A 17719-nucleotide genomic window follows, 5' to 3' on the forward strand; every position below is an offset into this window, starting at 1 on the left:
AACCAAACCTAGGAAACAAAAATGGCTCTCAAGCTCCGTCTGGCTCGTGGTGGCACCAAGAAGCGCCCGTTCTACCACATCGTTGTTGCCGATGCCCGCTCGCCCCGCGATGGCCGCTTCATCGAAAAGCTGGGCACGTTCAATCCGCTCCTCAACAAGGACGCCGAGAACCGCGTCGTGCTGAACGGCGAGCGCGCCAAGCATTGGCTCGAAGTTGGCGCCCAGCCGACCGACCGCGTGCTGCGCTTCCTTGACAATGCGGGCCTGACCAAGCGCGATCCGCGCAACAACCCCAACAAGGGCAAGCCCGGCGAGAAGGCTACCCAGCGCGCTGAAGAAAAGGCCGCCAAGGCCGCTGCTGCCAATGCTCCGGCTGAGGACGCTGCCGCCGAGTAATTCGGCTTTTTGGCGACTGCCAGAAGAACCCCGGTGCGCAAGCGCCGGGGTTTTTGCTTTGGACTTCTACATGCACCGACTTGGCACAAATGCTTAGTATGCCCCTCCGTAGGTTTACCCTGTTTCTCAACTTCACAATAACGAGCAAATTACGGCTGGAAGAGAATTGTAGAGAGCTTGTATGATGCCGGGCGCAACACCGCAGCTAGACATTCGGATTCTCTCACTTCCAAACTCAATCGAGCGACGTCGCAGCATGAAAGCGGCGATCGCCTCAAACATTAGTTTGGCATGTGCGACCTACGAGTTTTTTGATCCGGTCAGTCATGTTGAAAAAAATCTGGCTTATAACGATCGAACTGCATATCAGCGGCGTGGGCGGACTTTGTCCCCGGCGGAGTTAAGCTGCTTCGCCAGCCACCTGGCCATCTGGGAGAATTGGATTACCGCCGGTCAGTCAGATGTTCTTCTCATCCTGGAAGACGATCTTTACCTTGACCCCTGGTTTGATTTTGGCGAGGCAGCAAGGCTGCTTGTGGCCAGTGATATCGATTATCTTCGGTTGTATTGCAGGGCGCATGCACCGGCTCGACCGGTTGTCTACTTTGCTCGCTCCCAGCTGGTCCGTTTCACTTGGTCGCCTGGAGGCGCCCAAGCCTATATGCTTAGTCGCAGGGGCGCGACGCGGGTTGTCTCGGCGATCAGGGCCACCAACCTCATCGCTTTTCCAGTCGATGATCTATTGGATCGCTATTGGGAGGTTGGTAACGGTGTTTATGGGCTGTTTCCTACGCCTGTACTTGAGCACAATCTGTCGACGACGATTCACACGCGCAGCCAAGTGGAAGAGCGAGTAGCTAGGCAGGCTTTGTTGACGTCAACCGACCAGTCCGCTGACCGGCATCGTATAGCGAGAGCAATTGAACTTTTGCATGGTAAATACCGACGTCGCATGGCCGAACTAGAATTCATCCGTCGTGACGTTGAGGTTGGGAAATCCGCCCTAGCTTTTATGCAGAGGGCGGATTTCAGTCACTTCAGGTTTCAGGCCCAAGAAGGCTGAGCTTTGTTTTTCGACGCCAAGATCAAGGCGCGAAATACTCTGCGCTTACGCTTTGAGCTTGGCGAGGATCGCGGAGCCCATTTCTTCGGTGCCCACAGTCTTGCGGTTGTCCTGGGCGATGTCGCGGGTGCGCAACCCGTCGCTGAGCACGGCCGAGATGGCGTCCTCGACCTTGCCGGCGAGTTCCACCATGCCAAAGCTGTAGCGTAGGGACATGGCAAAGCTCGCGATCATGGCGATCGGGTTGGCGATGCCCTGGCCGGCGATATCGGGGGCCGAACCATGCACGGGCTCGTAGAAGGCCTTGCGCTTGCCCGTCACCGGATCGGGTGCACCCAGCGCGGCGGAGGGCAGCATGCCGAGCGAGCCGGTCAGCATGGCCGCCACGTCCGAGAGGATATCGCCGAACAGGTTGTCGGTGACCATGACGTCGAACTGCTTGGGATTGCGCACGAGTTGCATGGCGGCGTTGTCGGCGAGGATATGGCGCAGCTCGACGTCCGAGTAGTCCTTGTGCACCTGGTGCACGACTTCATCCCAGAACACGCCGGACTTCATGACGTTCTTCTTGTCGGCGGAGTGCACGAGACCGCGGCGGGTACGGGCGAGATCGAAGGCGACGCGGGCGATGCGGTCGATCTCATAGGTCTCGTAGACCTGGGTGTCGACGGCGCGTTTCTGGCCGTTGCCCAGATCGGTGATTTCCTTGGGCTCGCCGAAATAAACGCCGCCGGTCAGTTCGCGCACGATGAGGATATCAAGGCCTTCCACCAGCTCGCGCTTGAGCGAGGAGGCGTCGGCCAGGGCGGGGTAGCAGATGGCGGGGCGCAGATTGGCGAACACGGCCATTTCCTTGCGCAGGCGCAGCAGGGCCGCCTCAGGGCGATGCTCATAGGGGACATTGTCCCACTTCGGGCCGCCCACCGCGCCAAACAGCACGGCATCGGCCGCGAGCGCCTTGGCCACGTCTGCATCGGTGATCGCGACGGCATGCTGGTCATAGGCGGCGCCACCGGCAAGACCGGTATCGATCGAGAAATCGGTCAGCTGCTCGCCATTGGTCCAATCAATGAGCTTTTCGACCTCCACCATGATCTCGGTGCCGATGCCATCGCCGGGCAAGAGGAAGAGGGAATGGGTGGCCATATTTTGTGCTTTCAAGAGTTGGAGGCGCCCAGGCGGGCGGTGACTTCGATTTCAATCTTCATGCCGGGCTCGATCATCTGCACGATCAGCATGGTAGCGGCGGGGCGGACCGTGCGGAAAACCGGTCCGACCGCTGCTACGACGTCCGCGACATGTGAGCAGTCGGCTACGTAGTAAACGACGCGGACGGTGTCGGCGATCGTGCAGCCCAGTTCACGCAGGGCCGCATCGATGGTCGAGAGGGCATTGCGGGCCTGATCGCCCGCGCCCTCGGGCATGACCATGCTGGCATAGTCATAGCCGGTGGTGCCCGAAACATAGACGGTGTCCCCGTGCCGGACGGCGCGGGAATAGCCAAAGTCGGTTTCAAACGGCGAGCCGGTAGAAACGCGCTGCACCATGGCCGGGAGCCTTAGAGCCAGGGGCGGTCCACGGCCATCTTGCTTTCAAAGCCAGCGATGGACGGGTCGGATTTGAGCGTGCCGGCGATATCGTCGAGGCCTTCGAGCAGGATCTGCTTGCGGCTGGGATCAATATCGAAATGGATGGTGCCGCCATCGGGACCCTGAACGGTCTGTGCTTCCAGATCGATGGTCAGGGTGGCGTTGGAGCCGCGCTCGGCATCGTCCAGCAGCAGCTTGAGCTGCTCGGGGCTGACGACCAGCGGCAGGATGCCGTTCTTGAAGCAGTTGTTGTAGAAAATATCGGCAAAGCTCGTCGAGATCACGCAGCGGATGCCGAAATCCAAGAGCGCCCAAGGGGCGTGCTCGCGCGAGGAGCCGCAGCCGAAATTGTCGCCGGCCACGATGATCTTGGCACCGCGATAGGCCGGCTTATTGAGCACGAAATCGGGGTTTTCGGTGCCGTCTTCGTTGTAGCGCATTTCCGAAAACAGCGCGGTGCCCAGGCCCGTGCGCTTGATGGTTTTCAGATACTGCTTGGGGATGATCATATCGGTGTCGATATTGATGATCGGCAATGGCGCCGCAACACCGGTCAGGGTGGTGAATTTGTCCATCGGAAAACCTCGCTTTGGCTTGGTCTTTGCGCGAAAGCGGGGATGGGGTCAAGTCGAGTTGGGGGGAAACCGTTCGCTGGCGTACTCTTGGTTACGCCTGCGGAGTGGTTTTGGGGTGGAAGAGGGAATTCCCGGCGTTTGGAAGGGCTCAAAGGTGGCCTTATCAGCCAGCTGTCATTCCGGCCTTGAGCCGGGACCCGTTCTGAGGTGTTGGTGGAAGGTGCTCAAGGTGCCCTGGTGGAGCACCTTGCGGCGGGGGCTGGATTTCGTGATGGGGCCGGGTGACATCGAGGGTGGGGCGGCGGTGATCGTCCTGCCGTCGTCAGGTTTGGGGGCTTGCCTTAAGCCGCGAGGCTTTCGCGCGCGTCCACGCCGAGCATCAGGTTGAGGTTCTGCACGGCAGCGCCCGAGGCGCCCTTGCCCAGATTGTCGTAGATCGCCACGAGCAGCGCCTGGGCGCGATCGTCATTGGCGAAGACGTGCAGGGTCATGCGGTTGGTGTCGTTGTGGTGCTGTGGATCGAGCGCCGGGGTCTTGGCCACGGCCTCGAAGGGCGCCACGTCCACAAAGCTGTCGGGAATGGCAGCGTAATGGTCGGCCAAAGCGGCATGTAGTTGCTTGCCGGTCGGGGCCTTGGGCAGAATGCCCAGCTGCAGCGGCACGGCCACCAGCATGCCCTGGGCGAAATCGCCAACGGCCGGCTGGAACAGCGGCTCGCGCTGGAGGGTGCCGTATTGGGTAAGCTCGGGCACATGCTTGTGCTGGAAGGTCAGGCCATAGGGCATGAAGTGGCTGGCGCTGGCACCGGCGGCTTCATATTCCTCTATCATCTGCCGACCGCCGCCCGAATAGCCCGACACGCCATTAACCGTCACCGGGTAATCGGCCGGCAGCAAGCCCGCAGCGATCAGCGGGCGCAGCCCGGCAATGGCGCCTTGAGGCCAGCAGCCGGGATTGGCCACGAAGCGCGCTTCGGCAATCGCCTTGGTTTGTGCGCGGTCCATCTCGGCAAAGCCATAGGCCCAGTTGGGGTTCACCCGGTGCGCGGTGGAGGCGTCGATCACGCGGGTGGTGGTGTTCTCGATCAGCGCGACGCTTTCCTTGGCGGCATCGTCCGGCAGGCAGAGAATGGCCACATCGGCCTCGTTGAGCAGCTGGGCGCGCATGCCCGCATCCTTGCGCCGCTCGGGCGGGATGGTGAGCAGTTCGAGATCGCGCCGCTCCTGCAAACGCTCGCGGATCTGCAATCCGGTGGTTCCAGCTTCCCCATCGATGAAGATCTTGGCGGCCATGTGCTGTTTCGCGCTCCTCGTGTTGCTCGTCTAGATGGGCCGCGTCCGACGCGGCGTCAAGCCGCCGGCCTTGCCCGGAGGGGCGGCCGATGGCAGGGTTTTGTCTCCGAAACCAGCCAGGGACGCAACCGATGACGCCGCATAATCATGCAAAGCCGGGCGATTACGCCGATGCCGTGCTGCTGCCGGGCGATCCGCTGCGGGCTAAATGGATTGCCGAAACGTTCCTCGCCGATGCGCAGCAGGTCAACAGCGTGCGCAATTGCCTGGGCTATACCGGCACCTATCAGGGCCGGCGGGTTTCGGTGCAGGCGAGCGGAATGGGGCAGCCTTCGCTCTCGATCTATGTGCATGAGCTCATCAATGTTTATGGCTGCAAGACGCTGATCCGGGTGGGCACCTGTGGCGGCCTCAACACCAAGGTCAAGGTGCGCGACGTAATCCTGGCCCAAGGGGCCTGCACCGACAGCTCCATCGTCAAGGGGCGGTTTGGCCCCTATAGTTTTGCCCCGATCGCAGATTTTGGGCTGTTGCGCCGTGCCGCCGAGCGCGCCGAAGAGCTCAAGCTGCGCTTTCACGCTGGCAATATGCTGTCGGCCGATATCTTCTATCATGCCGATGGGATGGCCGGTTACGACGCCTTGCCCGAACATGGCGTTCTGGGCGTCGAGATGGAGGCGGCCGCGCTTTATACGCTCGCCGCCCGGTTCGGGGCGAGGGCGCTCGCCATCTGCACCATGACCGATTGCATCATCACCAAGGAGGAGCTCAGCGCCGAAGAGCGGCAAAGCTCCCTTCGCGAGATGGTGGAGTTGGCGCTTGAAGTGGCCATTGCAGGCTGATTGCGGTCAGGGAAGGGCCCGGCGCAAGGCCGGGCCCCCTGGATCAGCGGCGAACCCGGTCGCGATCGATGATGCGGCCGCGGCAGGCGTCTACAGTCACGATATAGGAGCGGCGACCTTCGTCACCCCGGACGCGAACATAGCGGTCGCCCGAAGCATAGATGCGGACGTGACGATAGCCGGCGCGATCCACCAGGCGCCGCACCTCACGATCGCTCATGCAATCGCGCTGCGGGCGGTGGCGTTCGCCAACCGAAAAGCCATAACCATTGCCGTTCTGGAAGCTGAACGACAGGCTGGGGCTATTGGACTGGGCCTGGGCCGGCATGGCCGAAACTGCGGTGACACCCAGTGCCAGTGCCACGGCCCCAGCACGCAGGAGGGGAGAAAAAGCGGGGAGTTTCATGGGAGAACCTCAGGGTTTTAAAATGATCATGCCCTCAAAAGCATGCTCGGTTCTAACCGCTGGGCTCTGAACCAAACCATATCGCCTGGTTCATTTTCGGTTCAGCGTAGGGCGCCTGCCCAACCAAATGGACAGGCGCCTCACTGACGCTGTTTGCACGTACCCGGTACATACCGTGCGCCTTCCTTGTAGGGCCCGCATAGTGAAGACGAGGTTACCGCCGCCCCCCGTCGCAGCCAATTTGGCGCATTAACGCCACGGATTTGAGGCAACTTCGAAGGGCCTAGCGACGTTGAGCGGCGTCAATCAAGGGTTCCCGCTCCATGTCGATTACAAGCTCGTCTTCCCGCCAGGTCCTGCCCGGTGATTTCACCACGCTGGGCGCTCACTGGGACGGGGACGGGACCAATTTTGCCCTGTTCAGCGCTCATGCCGATCGGGTGGAGCTGTGCCTGTTCGATCCGGCAAGTGGGGCGGAAGAGCGCATCACCCTTCCCGAATATACCAACGAGATCTGGCACGGCTATCTGCCCGGTGTAGGACCCGGCACTCTTTATGGCTATCGCGTCCATGGTCCCTATGATCCCATGAACGGCCATCGGTTCAATCCCAACAAGCTGCTGGTGGATCCCTATGCCCGTGAATTGGTGGGTGATGTGCAGTGGTCGCCCGCCCATTTCGGCTACATCACCGATAGCGAAGACAAGGATCTGTCCTTTGACGAGCGCGACAACGCCGCAGGCATGCCCAAGGCGCGGGTGATCGATCCGCGTGGCTATGACTGGAGCGGCGATCGCAAGCCCAATATCGCATGGGACCAGACCATCTTTTATGAAACCCATGTGAAGGGCTTCACCCAGCTCAATTCGGCGATCCCCGAAAACCTGCGCGGCACTTTCGAAGGAATGGGCCACAAGGCGGTGGTCGACTATATCAAGAGCATGGGCCTGACTTCGGTTGAACTGCTGCCGACGCACTTCTTCCCCGATGACGATTTCCTGCTCAATCGCGGGCTCAAGAATTTCTGGGGCTATAATACTCTCGGCTTTTTCGCGCCGGCGAACCGCTATTTCGGCCCGCGCGGCCTCGACGGGTTCCGCGACATGGTGCGCGCCTTCCATGACGGCGGCATCGAGGTGATCCTCGACGTCGTGTACAACCACACCGCCGAAGGCAACGAAATGGGCCCGACCCTCTCGTTCAAGGGCATCGACAATTTCGCCTATTATCGCACCATGCCGGGCGAGCCGCGCTACTACATCAACGATACAGGTACCGGAAACACGGTCAACACCAGCCATCCGCGCGTGCTGCAGATGGTGACCGACAGCCTGCGCTACTGGGTCGAGCAGATGCATATCGACGGCTTCCGCTTCGATCTGGGCACCATTCTGGGGCGCGAGCCCTATGGCTTTGACGAGCGAAGCGGCTTTTTCGAAGCGGTCGGGCAGGACCCGGTGCTGAGCAAGGTCAAGCTTGTGGGTGAGCCCTGGGATATCGGCCCGGGGGGTTATCAGGTCGGTGGCTTTCCGCCCGGCTGGTCGGAATGGAACGACAAATATCGCGATACCGTGCGCGATTACTGGCGCGACGAGGACAACACCGTCCGCGATTTTGCGGCCCGCTTTACCGGATCGGGCGATGTTTATGATCTACGCGGCCGCCGCCCTTGGTCGAGCGTCAATTTCATTACCGCCCATGACGGCTTTACCCTCAATGACCTCGTTTCCTACAACGAGAAGCACAATGAGGCGAATGGCGAAGACAACAATGATGGGCACAATGATAACCGCTCCTATAACTACGGCGCGGAAGGCCCAACCGACGATGCCGGCATCAATGAAGTGCGCGAACGGCAAAAGCGCAACATGCTGGCGACGCTCCTGCTTTCGCATGGCACGCCGCTGATCCTGGCGGGCGACGAGTTCAGCCGCTCGCAGCTGGGCAACAACAACGGTTATTGCCAGGACAGCGAGATCTCCTGGGTGAACTGGGACGAACGGCCTGCCTCCACCGCTGAATTGACCGAGTTTGTGCGCCAGGTGATTGCGCTCCGGCAATCACAGCCGCTGCTGCGGCGCGCCAATTGGCGCGACGGCATGACCGTTACCTGGTTCAATCCCGGGGGCGGGGAACAACAGGACGAGCATTGGGAAGACGCTGGCGCCACCACGATCGGCCTGCATCTGGCGCGCGAGGATCTCAAGGGCCAGCCCGACACCTGGTGGGAGGTGCTGGTGCTGTTCAATCCCCATGACGGCGACGTGGATTTCGTCGTGCCCGAGCGGGAAGGTGGCCATGAATGGCTGGTCGAGATCAACACTGCTGCCGTCACTGGCGAGGAAGTCCGCAAGCTTACAGCGGGCGAGCCCGTAAGGATGACCTCGCGCTCGCTGCTGCTGCTGCGCTAACCTTGCCGGGGTGCCTGAGGGCACCCCTTGCGTCATTCTGCGCCGAGGGCGCGCAGTAACGGAACCGGGAGGGGCCGTGGCCGTTGCCTTGGCGCAGCAATCTCGCGGCCTTTCAGGTATTCACCCATGAGCGATCCGCACGACACTCCTCCCCTGGTCGGAGCGGTCAACTACAAGGGCGCCCCGCCAACCAACACCTTGGTCACCGCCGCCTTTATCGGAATGACCATTGTGGTGCTTTATCTGGGGGCGGGCATTTTCGTGCCGCTGGTCCTGGCGGTGCTGCTGGCTTTCGCGCTGGCGCCGGTGGTGCATCGGCTGCGGCGGCTGCATCTGCCCCATATCGTGGCAGTGCTGCTGGCCGTGCTGCTGGCAGGCGCAGTGCTGTCGACCATCGGCTATATCGTCGCCACCCAGCTGATCAAGCTCGCGGGCGACCTGCCGCGCTACCAGACCACGGTAATCGAAAAATTTACTGCGCTGCAGCAAACCCTGGGCGGGGAGGGCGGCACGGGGTTCCTCAGCAGTTTTGGGGATGCGATCGGCCAGCTGCAGGGGCAGCTTGAAGCAGCGGATGGCGCCGAAACCACGCGGCCCATGCCGGTCGTGATCACCAATGATGCCGCTGGCCCACTCGCCATGGTGCAATCGGTGCTCAGTTCCGTGCTGGGGCCGCTGACCACCGCCGCTATCGTTGCAGTGTTCCTGATTTTCCTTCTGCTTGAACGCGAAGACCTGCGCGACCGCTTCCTCAAACTCGTCAGCCGGGGCGATCTGCGCACAAGCACCAAGGTAATGAACGAAGCGGCCGCCCGCGTCGGGCGCTATCTGCTGGTGCAGTTCTGCGTCAACCTTTCCTATGGGGTGGTGTACGGGACGGGCCTCAGCCTGATCGGGGTGCCCAATGCGGTGCTTTGGGGCTTGCTCGCGGCCATTTTCCGCTACATCCCCTTTGTCGGTACGCTGATCGCCTCATCAATCCCCTTTACCCTCGCCTTTGCGGTGGATCCGGGCTGGTCGATGCTGCTCTATTCCGTGGCGCTGTTCGCGACGCTCGAGCTCGTCACCACCAATGCCATCGAGCCGCGGCTTTATGGCTCGAGCACCGGGCTGTCACCGCTCGCGGTGTTGGTGGCGGCTATGTTCTGGGCCACACTATGGGGACCGATCGGCCTGATCCTGTCGACGCCCATAACCGTGTGCCTGGTCGTGCTCGGCCGCTATGTGCCCCAATTGCAGTTTTTCGAGACGCTCCTCGGCAGCGAGCCGGTGCTAGAACCGACGGAGCGGTTCTACCAGCGGCTGGTGGCGGGCAACACGGTGGAGGCCATCGAGCTGGCCGAAGAATATGTCGGCGAGCATGATCTGCAGCGCTTTTACCAGGAGATCGCCATGCCCGCGCTGCGCCTGGCGGAAGCAGACCTCGACACCAACGCCAACGATGTCGCCCACCGTCGGCGGGTGGTGGAAAGCCTTTCGGGCGTGGTGGACGACCTCGACGATGATCTGGGCCGCCATGCGGTGGAGGCGGAGAAGCCCCAGGTGCTTTGCATCGGCGGGCGCACCGAGCTCGACGGCTCGGCCGCACTGTTGCTCGGGCGGCTGCTGGAAACCGAATATGCCATCAGCGTCATGCCGCCCCTGGCCGTCCGCCAGGAAAGCATCGGCCAACTCGATCTCGAAGGCGTGCGGGTGGTGTGCCTGTGTTATCTCGGCGAGAGCATGCGCAGCTATCTGCGCTATGTGGCGCGCCGTCTACACCGTCGCCAGCCCGGCCTTGTCGTAATCGCCTGCGTGTTCAACGACGACATGGCGACGGCTGAAGCGGGTGAGCTGAACGTGGACGTGGTGGCGCGCAATATCGAGGAAGCAGCCACTGCCGTGCGCGTCGAGATGGCTGAGCCCGAAGGGGGGACACCGGCTCTCGAAGCAATCGACCCGCTTGGCGCGGCCGCCGACATGGCCTGGATCCGGCAACTCGCTCGTCCTGAGGGACCCGTGGCCGAACGCCTGCGGGAAATTGCGGTGACCATGGAAGTGCCTGTTGCGGTGGTGGACTTGCGCCAGGACGAGGCCGGCGGCAGCAATGGTTCATCCACGCCCGCGACGCCGCATGGCGCCAGCACGGTGGCCGCTCTCGCCATGAGCACGGGCGAGGTCGTGGTGGTGACCGATGTGCGTTCGGACGCGCGTTTCTCCGCCGATCCCGCCCTGCTCGAGAACGGCATCGGGTTTTGTGTTTCGGTGCCGCTGGTCGGCGGCGATGGGGAAATCGTCGGCGCATTGTCGCTCTTGGACCAGGAAGCGCGCAGCAGTTTTGGCGCCGAGGACGCCGAAAAGCTCAGCCTGTTGGCCTTGCACCTAATGCAGGATGCTGCCAACGGCCACCTTGCCGTGGCGAGCGGTTCAGGAAAGGGACCGGGCGAGGGCAGCAGGAGCCATTGATTGCCGATTGACTTGAAATTTAGGCGCTGCCAGTCTGCTGCCTATTGAGGGGGCACGGCGGCATGGTAGTTGGCGCGGCAGATGGTGTGGTTGGCAGGTTGAACTGCCTATTCGTCGCGGCTTGCGGAGTGGCCGCGTGAACCAGCCTCTCCTCGAGCTCGATGGTATCACCAAGAGCTTTGGCGCCGTGGAAGCGCTGCGAGGAGTGTCCTTTTCCATTCGCAAGGGCGAGGTCATCGCCCTTCTGGGCGACAACGGCGCCGGCAAGTCGACTCTCGTTAAGATTATCTCGGGCGGGCTGGAGGCCAGTTCGGGCAGCATGCGGTTCGAGGGACGCGACTTCCGCCCCCGTTCCCCCTCCGAAGCCAAAACCGCCGGGATCGAGACGGTCTACCAGGACCTGTCGCTCTGCACCAATATCGATGTGGTCGGCAATTTTTTCATGGGGCGGGAGCTGACGCGCAAGGTGCTGGGCGTTCGCGTGCTCGATGAAGCCACCATGGAGCGGCAAACCGCCAAGGCGCTGGCCGATGCGGGCACGCGCATTCCCTCCCTGCGCACCAAGGTCGAGCATCTGTCGGGCGGGCAGCGCCAGGCGATTGAGCTCAATCGATTCGTGCATTGGGGCGGCAAGCTGGTCTTGCTGGACGAGCCCTTTGCGGCGCTCGGCGTCGAGCAAACCCGGCGGGGCCTGCAGATGATCCGCCAGGTCGCCGCGCAGGGCATCGGCGTCGTCATCATCACCCATATCATGCAGCAGGCTTTTCAGGTTGCCGACCGCATCGTGGTGATCCGCCAGGGCGTGGTGGCCGGCGATGTGGCGCGCAGTCAAACCAATGCGGACGCAGTGATCGGCATGATCACGGGCGAAACCTTGACCGGATCCGGACCGGCCTTGGGCGCGGGGCAGTAGCGATCCGGTTTGAGGAGCGATGTTTTGAACAAACTGCTGAAATCGACCCTGCTCATGGCGGCGAGTGGCGCGGCCTTGTTGAGCCCGGCCTATGCCCAGGACAAGGGCACGGTCTACTACATGGTCCCGACCCTCTTGGATGAATTCCAGACCGGCTCGGTCAGTGCGCTCGAAATGTTCCTCGAGCAGGTCGGCTACGACATGACGACGCTCAATGCCGACAACAAGACCGACTTGCAGCAATCGCAGATGAACGACGTCATCACCCTGGCCCCGACGGCTATTATCCTGGCAGCAGTGGACTTCAATGCCCTGGCGCCTTCCGTTGATGCGGCGCGGGCGGCCGGCATTCCCGTCATCCAGTTTGATCGGCAGATTTCCTCTACCGTTTCGGACTTCACCTCGGTCGCCGGCACGATCGAGATTGGCTATGTCGCCGCCCAAGAGGTCGAGCGGCTGCTGACCGAAAAGAACGGCGCGGTCAAAGGCAAGGTGCTGCAGGTGCTGGGCGACCCCGGTGACCCCTACACCCTCGATATTCAGAAGGGCTTTGAAGAGAAGATGGCGGCCCTTCCCGAGGTCACCATCATCAGCCAACCCGCCATGATGTGGGAAGCGAGCAATGCCGGCACCATTGTGTCGGACCAGCTGCTGGCCAATCCCGACATCGACATCGTCTTCAGCCACGCAGCGCATCTATCCGTCGCGGCCGTCGCGGCGCTGGAGTCGGCCGGCAAGCAGCCTGGCGATGTCCTGGTGATGAGCTCCAATGGTGCCCCGGTTGCGCTGCAGCTGATCCGCGATGGCTGGATGCAGGTGGAAGTCGAGCAGCCGCTCTATGCGCAGGCCGCGGCGGTGGCGATGTTCATGGACAAGATCGTTGCCAAGGAGCCCATCGAGCCCGGCGAATATGATGTGCTCGGGCTGACTTCAGCGGTGACGGTCGAAGACTGGGGCCCCACGATCAAGATTCCGGGTGCCGCGGTCACCGCCGAAAATGTGGATGACCCCGCTTTCTGGGGCAACGGGCAGCCGCCAGCACAGCCGATCACGCCGGTTGATTAACCAATGAACCCTCTGCTCCCTCCCCCGTCGGGAGGGAGCCTATGTCCATAGCCCTCCCGGAAGCTCATCCATGCCGCCTCGCCAACGCCAAGCGCTCGAGTTCGTGCTCGATAACCTTGTGTGGTTCATGCTGCTCGCGGTGCTGGCAATCTTTTCGGCTGTTATCCCGAACTATTTCCAGCCCGGCATCTTCGCCAACATCATCGAGCAATCCAGCGTTCTGGGTGTCATGTCCATTGGCCTGGCGCTGGTGATCATCGCCGGCCACATGGACTTGTCGGTGGAATCGGTCGCCGCGCTCAGCGCCATGGTCACGGGGATACTCTTTGCTTCGTCTGGCATCGGCCTTGGCATAACTTTGACACCGGGCTGGCTGGTTGTGCCAGTCTCGCTTGGCGCCGGCCTGCTGGTGGGCGGCGCCATCGGCGTGCTTAACGGCTTTCTCGTGGTCAAGGTCAAGATGAATGCCTTCATCGTGACCCTTGCGAGCTTTATCTGGGTGCGCGGTCTCGTCGTGGCGCTGTCTGGCGGGCGCTCGGCGCAGAACCTGGCACCCGAATTGCGTTGGCTCGGCATCCAGCGCTTCCTTGGCATTCCCCTTACCGCTTACATCGCCATTTTCTGCTTTGTGGCCTTTTCCTTCACCCTGGCGAAAACCCGGTTCGGCCGTCACCTGCTGATGATCGGGGGCAATGAAGGCGCCGCGTTTCGCGCGGGCATCAAGGTCAACAAGGTGCTGATGGCAGCCTTTGTCCTTTCAGGGGCCATTGCCGCCCTGGCCGGTTGGCTCCTCGCCATTCGCACCTCGGGAGCTACCGCCAATCTAGGCGCCGGCATGTTGTTCAATGCCTTTGCCGCGGTGGTGATCGGGGGCGTCAGCCTCAAGGGTGGGGTCGGCTCGCTGCCCGGCGTTTATGCCGGCGTGCTGCTGCTCTCGTCGATCAACACCGCCATCAACCTCATGGGCCTGCCGGCTCATTACACCCAAGTCATCCATGGCCTTCTGGTCTTGGCGGCGGTGCTGCTCGATACCCTCAAACAAACCATCAGAAAGCAATTGGCATGAGCGACAGGCTGGCGGGCAAGACGGCCCTGATCATCGGGGCAGCCCGCGGCATTGGCAAAGGCATTGCGCTGCGCTTTGCCGAGGAAGGCGCCAACCTCGTTCTGGCCGATTGGGAAGCCGAGGCCGGTCGCGCCTCGGCCGAGGAGTTGGGTGCGAAGTTCATCGCCACCGATATTTCGCGGCTGGCCGATGCGGAAGCGGCCGTGGCTATGGCATTATCCGCCTATGAGCGGCTCGATATCATCGTGCAAAATGCCGGCGTTTATCCCTGGCAGTTGATCGAGGACACTTCGGAAGCCGATTGGGATCGCGTCATGGCGGTCAATCTGCGCGGCTCGTTCAATGCCGCCAAAGCGGCATTAGCGCCGATGCGGGCGCAAGGCTCGGGGCGGATCCTTTTTACCTCCTCGATTACCGGGCCGCATGTCACCAGCCCGGGCCACGGCCACTACGCCGCGACCAAGGCCGGCATCAACGGCTTTATCCGCTCGGCGGCGCTGGAGTTTTCCGCCTATGGCATCACCGTCAATGGCGTCGAGCCCGGCAATATCCTGACCGAAGCGATGCAGGAGCATCGCGGCCCGGCTTTCATCGCCGATATGGAAAGCGCCATTCCCCTGGGGCGGCTGGGTAGCGCCAGGGATGTTGCTAACGCGTTTTTGTTTCTGGCTTCCGACGAGGCCAGTTATATCACTGGCACCACCATTGTCGTAGATGGTGGTCAGTTGCTGCCCGAGGGCAACGACTTCCGCATGCGCCCCAGCGGCGTCTAGACAGCGGATCGCCAACATTATTGAGTTGAGTCGGAATTCTCCATGAAAGCAGATTGCGTTGTCCTCGGGGCCGGGATCGTCGGGGTCAGTGTCGCCATTCACCTTCTCAAGCGCGGCCGTTCCGTGGTGCTGCTGGACCGGGGGGAGGCCGGAAAGGAAACCTCCTATGGCAATGCCGGACTGATCCAGCGCGAAGGGGTCGCGCCGCATCTGTTTCCCCAGTCGCTGGTGACCGTACTCAATTATGGCCGCAACCAGAGCGTCGACATGCGCTTTCGCTGGCGCGACCTGCCCAAGTTGTCGCCTTTCCTTGCGCGTTATTGGTGGGCGTCGCGCTCGGGCTCCTATCAGAAGATCGTTGAGGACTATTCCAAGTTCATCGCCCATTCCGTGTCCGAGCATGCCCCGCTCATCGAGGAAGCCGCCGCCGGGGACTTGATCGGCAAGGCCGGCTGGATGGAAGTGTTCCGCACCGAAAAGGGTTTCCGCGCCGCCCTCGAGGAAGCCGAGGGGCATGGCCGCTATGGGCTGGAGCACCAGGCGCTCGACCAGCAAACGCTGCGCAGCCAGGAACCCCATGTCACTGCCCCGCTCGTTGGCGCGGTGCATTGGACGCAGCCCTGGACGGTACGCGACCCGCTGGCGCTGACGCAGGCTTATCTGCGCTTGTTCATCCAGCTGGGCGGAAGGTTCGTGCATGGCGATGCGCTCAGCCTGCGTGAAGCGGCGCCGGGCTGGAGCGTCGACACGGTCGAGGGCCCGCTCCAGGCGCGCGATGCGGTGGTGGCGCTGGGCCCATGGTCGGGCGGGCTGCTGAGCAGACTGGGGCGGCACCTGCCGCTCGGGGTCAAGCGCGGCTACCACATGCATTACCGCCCGCGCGGCAATGCCACCATCTCCATGCCGATGTTTGATGAAGCGGGCTTCCTGATGGTGCCGATGCGCCAGGGCATCCGGCTCACCACCGGGGCGGAATTTGCCGCGCTCGATGCGCCGCCCAACCCGGTGCAGGTGGATGCGGCCGAGCCTTATGCGCGCGAGGGCTACCCCATTGCCGAGCGGCTCGATGCCAAGCCTTGGATGGGGGCGCGGCCCTGCACGCCCGACATGAAGCCCATAATCGGGCCTGAAGGGCGCAAGGGGCTATGGCTGGCCACCGGCCATGCCCATCATGGGCTGACGCTCGGGCCCGCTACGGGGCGGCTCCTGGGCGAAATGATGACGGGGGAGACCCCCTTTGTGGATCCAACGCCCTACAGCGTTGCGCGTTTCCGCTAAGGGCGCAAAGCCAGGCCTCAGGCCTGGCTTTTGCTGCGGTCGGGCACCAACTGCACCCGGTGAAACAGGCTCGTCAGCGTTTCCACCGTGGCCTTGCGCTCGGGGGCATCGCCCGCCAACTCGTGCAGATCATTGGCGAGGCGGGTGAGCTTTTCAAACAGATCGTCAGCTTCCCCGCGCATGATGCCCGAGGACACAAATGACCAGGTCTTGAGCATCTGCTTGAAATCAGCCGCCTTGCGCCGGAAGGCGTCGGGCTCCTCGGACGCCGTCGGCGCGCGGCTGGGGATGAACTCGAAACTGTCCTCAATCCGGCTTTGCAGCACCGGGGTGGGCCGCGCTGGGGCCAGCTCGGCAGCCTGCTCGCCCAGATGCAGATAGCCGGGGGTGAATTCGCCGATTTCAGCCAGCTCGTCCCAGCGATGGATCGTCAGCACGCCATTGGCAAATTCGATCAGGTTGTCGGCGCGCAGCACCATCAGCGTGCGGTTGACATGCACCACGGACATCCCGGTCACTTCGGCAAGGTGGCGCTGCGAAAGGGGCAGGGGGCAGCTATTGCCCTGGGCAATGCCGGCGGCCTTGGCGCGGGTCAGCAATTCGCAAAACAGATGCGCCAGCTGCCCGGCGGCATTCTTGATGCTGTTGCGAAGAAGCCAGATGCGCAGCATTGAGGCCTGCACCAACGTTTCGCGCCACATCAGGCCCTGCAGGGAGGGAAACTGCGCGAGCAGGTCGAGCATCTTGCGCTGCGGAATGAGCCCGACAATGGAGGGCACCAGTGCTGAAAGCCCCTGGTCCGCGATCGGCATCTGCAGCGTTTCCAGCCCCGGGGCATCGCCGCGCAGGTAAAGCCCGCAGATCTGGCGATTGCCGCGGGCATCGTCGTTGAAGCGCTGCAAGACGCCATCGAGCACCACGACGATGCTGGAAGCGTGCGACCCCAGCTGGGTAATTTCTTCATTGGCCGACAGCCGCACGGTGGAGCCCGTCAGGGCCAGCAGGCCAGTGCGCTCAGCGGGGCTTAGGGGGCCAAACAATCCCAGATGGCCGGCCAAGGCATCGCCGCTGGCGGGCGGGCCCGAGCCTGAATGGTTACGCATGAGCATGTTGCTGCAATCCTTGCTTGATGGCTCGAGCCAAGTCTTCGGTCGAGAACGGCTTGGCCAGCACTGGGGCGTTGCCACATTGGGTCGGCACGTCGGCGGGGGTGTAGCCGGTGGTGAAGACAACAGGGATGTTGCGATCGTGACAGGCGGCCGCGATGCCGAGGCTCGTGGTCAGGCCCAGATTGATGTCCAGCACCGCCAGGGCAGGCTTGTGGCTGTTGAGGTAAACAAAGGCATCCGCTTCGGAGTGGAGGCACCTCCCGACCGGCCAGCCGATTTCATCGGCCATTTCCTCGATCATCATGGCAATCAGGGGTTCGTCCTCAACGATCATCAGTTCCGCACCATCCGACATCGCCAACCTCCTGTTCATTGAACTATGTTAGTCAAACTCGAGAATTACGAAGCCATGTCTGCGCTTGTTGCCGTGCCGCTGATGGCGCCAGGAAGCGCTACAGGGCACTGCAGTTTAATTGTCTCGCCTGAGCCGGTCCGC

Annotated in this window: 17 protein-coding genes; 10 read left to right on the top strand and 7 right to left on the bottom strand. The window is 62.4% G+C overall.

Annotation, left to right across the window (positions count from 1 at the left end; genetic code table 11):
* The first annotated feature begins 21 nt into the window (after positions 1-21).
* Positions 22-396 carry a 30S ribosomal protein S16 gene (gene rpsP, locus AC3YMN_RS07520; RefSeq protein WP_489889537.1) on the top strand — a complete coding sequence of 125 codons (375 nt, stop codon included), beginning with the start codon at positions 22-24 and terminating at the stop codon, positions 394-396.
* Positions 397-580: 184 nt separating this feature from the next.
* Positions 581-1459 (top strand): glycosyltransferase family 25 protein, encoded by an 879-nt coding sequence (locus AC3YMN_RS07525; RefSeq protein ID WP_489889799.1) that lies wholly within the window; start codon positions 581-583, stop codon positions 1457-1459.
* 45 nt (positions 1460-1504) lie between these two features.
* On the opposite strand, the gene leuB is transcribed toward AC3YMN_RS07525, so the two are convergent.
* The 4 genes from leuB to argC form a co-directional block, all read right to left on the bottom strand.
* Positions 1505-2605 carry a 3-isopropylmalate dehydrogenase gene (leuB, locus tag AC3YMN_RS07530; RefSeq protein ID WP_489889538.1) on the bottom strand — a complete coding sequence of 367 codons (1101 nt, stop codon included), beginning with the start codon at positions 2603-2605 and terminating at the stop codon, positions 1505-1507.
* Between the two features lie 11 nt (positions 2606-2616).
* Entirely contained in the window at positions 2617-3006 is a 390-nt protein-coding gene (locus AC3YMN_RS07535) for a RidA family protein (RefSeq protein WP_489889539.1), read from the bottom strand.
* Between the two features lie 11 nt (positions 3007-3017).
* A complete protein-coding gene (gene leuD, locus AC3YMN_RS07540; RefSeq protein ID WP_127754940.1) occupies positions 3018-3623 on the bottom strand; it encodes a 3-isopropylmalate dehydratase small subunit in 606 nt (201 codons plus the stop codon).
* A 341-nt stretch (positions 3624-3964) separates the two neighbouring features.
* Positions 3965-4915 carry an N-acetyl-gamma-glutamyl-phosphate reductase gene (argC, locus tag AC3YMN_RS07545; protein WP_127754939.1) on the bottom strand — a complete coding sequence of 317 codons (951 nt, stop codon included), beginning with the start codon at positions 4913-4915 and terminating at the stop codon, positions 3965-3967.
* 131 nt (positions 4916-5046) lie between these two features.
* On the opposite strand from argC, the gene deoD reads away from it, so the two are divergent.
* Positions 5047-5757, top strand: a complete 711-nt coding sequence (gene deoD, locus AC3YMN_RS07550) for a purine-nucleoside phosphorylase (protein ID WP_489889540.1) — start codon at positions 5047-5049, stop codon at positions 5755-5757.
* Between the two features lie 43 nt (positions 5758-5800).
* Here the strand turns inward: deoD and AC3YMN_RS07555 are convergent, their stop codons facing one another.
* Positions 5801-6163 (bottom strand): hypothetical protein, encoded by a 363-nt coding sequence (locus tag AC3YMN_RS07555; protein ID WP_489889541.1) that lies wholly within the window; start codon positions 6161-6163, stop codon positions 5801-5803.
* A gap of 323 nt (positions 6164-6486) precedes the next feature.
* On the opposite strand from AC3YMN_RS07555, the gene glgX reads away from it, so the two are divergent.
* The 7 genes from glgX (at position 6487) to AC3YMN_RS07590 (ending at position 16114) form a co-directional block, all read left to right on the top strand.
* Positions 6487-8574, top strand: a complete 2088-nt coding sequence (glgX, locus tag AC3YMN_RS07560) for a glycogen debranching protein GlgX (protein ID WP_489889542.1) — start codon at positions 6487-6489, stop codon at positions 8572-8574.
* A 126-nt stretch (positions 8575-8700) separates the two neighbouring features.
* On the top strand, positions 8701-11019 hold the full coding sequence (locus AC3YMN_RS07565; RefSeq protein WP_489889543.1) for an AI-2E family transporter: 2319 nt from the start codon (positions 8701-8703) through the stop codon (positions 11017-11019).
* Between the two features lie 136 nt (positions 11020-11155).
* Positions 11156-11932: an ATP-binding cassette domain-containing protein gene (locus tag AC3YMN_RS07570; protein WP_172121670.1), complete on the top strand. Its 777-nt coding sequence runs from the start codon at positions 11156-11158 to the stop codon at positions 11930-11932.
* Positions 11933-11986: 54 nt separating this feature from the next.
* Positions 11987-12997, top strand: coding sequence for a sugar ABC transporter substrate-binding protein (locus tag AC3YMN_RS07575; RefSeq protein ID WP_489889800.1), 1011 nt, complete (start codon positions 11987-11989; stop codon positions 12995-12997).
* A 70-nt stretch (positions 12998-13067) separates the two neighbouring features.
* Positions 13068-14063: an ABC transporter permease gene (locus tag AC3YMN_RS07580; RefSeq protein ID WP_489889544.1), complete on the top strand. Its 996-nt coding sequence runs from the start codon at positions 13068-13070 to the stop codon at positions 14061-14063.
* On the top strand, positions 14060-14836 hold the full coding sequence (locus AC3YMN_RS07585) for an SDR family NAD(P)-dependent oxidoreductase (RefSeq protein WP_489889545.1): 777 nt from the start codon (positions 14060-14062) through the stop codon (positions 14834-14836). Before AC3YMN_RS07580 ends, AC3YMN_RS07585 begins: the two co-directional genes overlap by 4 nt.
* A 42-nt stretch (positions 14837-14878) precedes the next feature.
* A complete protein-coding gene (locus AC3YMN_RS07590; RefSeq protein WP_489889546.1) occupies positions 14879-16114 on the top strand; it encodes an NAD(P)/FAD-dependent oxidoreductase in 1236 nt (411 codons plus the stop codon).
* A gap of 17 nt (positions 16115-16131) precedes the next feature.
* On the opposite strand, the gene AC3YMN_RS07595 is transcribed toward AC3YMN_RS07590, so the two are convergent.
* Together AC3YMN_RS07595 and AC3YMN_RS07600 are read right to left on the bottom strand one after the other, a co-directional pair.
* Entirely contained in the window at positions 16132-17223 is a 1092-nt protein-coding gene (locus AC3YMN_RS07595; RefSeq protein WP_489889547.1) for a Crp/Fnr family transcriptional regulator, read from the bottom strand.
* Positions 17210-17578, bottom strand: a complete 369-nt coding sequence (locus tag AC3YMN_RS07600) for a response regulator (RefSeq protein ID WP_489889548.1) — start codon at positions 17576-17578, stop codon at positions 17210-17212. The genes AC3YMN_RS07595 and AC3YMN_RS07600 overlap by 14 nt, the downstream gene beginning before the upstream one ends.
* Positions 17579-17719: the final 141 nt, after the last annotated feature.

This window comes from Devosia sp. Z11_6, assembly GCF_058133665.1.

Bases quoted from the DNA above. Each gene is read 5' to 3' on its own strand.
- argC (WP_127754939.1), bottom strand. From the start codon at position 4,915: ATGGCCGCCAAGATCTTCATCGATGGGGAAGCTGGAACCACCGGATTG.
- AC3YMN_RS07575 (WP_489889800.1), top strand. From the start codon at position 11,987: ATGGCGGCGAGTGGCGCGGCCTTGTTGAGCCCGGCCTATGCCCAGGAC.
- AC3YMN_RS07555 (WP_489889541.1), bottom strand. From the start codon at position 6,163: ATGAAACTCCCCGCTTTTTCTCCCCTCCTGCGTGCTGGGGCCGTGGCA.
- glgX (WP_489889542.1), top strand. From the start codon at position 6,487: ATGTCGATTACAAGCTCGTCTTCCCGCCAGGTCCTGCCCGGTGATTTC.
- AC3YMN_RS07525 (WP_489889799.1), top strand. From the start codon at position 581: ATGCCGGGCGCAACACCGCAGCTAGACATTCGGATTCTCTCACTTCCA.
- AC3YMN_RS07580 (WP_489889544.1), top strand. From the start codon at position 13,068: ATGCCGCCTCGCCAACGCCAAGCGCTCGAGTTCGTGCTCGATAACCTT.
- AC3YMN_RS07595 (WP_489889547.1), bottom strand. From the start codon at position 17,223: ATGCTCATGCGTAACCATTCAGGCTCGGGCCCGCCCGCCAGCGGCGAT.
- AC3YMN_RS07585 (WP_489889545.1), top strand. From the start codon at position 14,060: ATGAGCGACAGGCTGGCGGGCAAGACGGCCCTGATCATCGGGGCAGCC.
- AC3YMN_RS07600 (WP_489889548.1), bottom strand. From the start codon at position 17,578: ATGTCGGATGGTGCGGAACTGATGATCGTTGAGGACGAACCCCTGATT.
- AC3YMN_RS07565 (WP_489889543.1), top strand. From the start codon at position 8,701: ATGAGCGATCCGCACGACACTCCTCCCCTGGTCGGAGCGGTCAACTAC.
- rpsP (WP_489889537.1), top strand. From the start codon at position 22: ATGGCTCTCAAGCTCCGTCTGGCTCGTGGTGGCACCAAGAAGCGCCCG.
- deoD (WP_489889540.1), top strand. From the start codon at position 5,047: ATGACGCCGCATAATCATGCAAAGCCGGGCGATTACGCCGATGCCGTG.
- leuD (WP_127754940.1), bottom strand. From the start codon at position 3,623: ATGGACAAATTCACCACCCTGACCGGTGTTGCGGCGCCATTGCCGATC.
- AC3YMN_RS07590 (WP_489889546.1), top strand. From the start codon at position 14,879: ATGAAAGCAGATTGCGTTGTCCTCGGGGCCGGGATCGTCGGGGTCAGT.
- AC3YMN_RS07535 (WP_489889539.1), bottom strand. From the start codon at position 3,006: ATGGTGCAGCGCGTTTCTACCGGCTCGCCGTTTGAAACCGACTTTGGC.
- leuB (WP_489889538.1), bottom strand. From the start codon at position 2,605: ATGGCCACCCATTCCCTCTTCCTCTTGCCCGGCGATGGCATCGGCACC.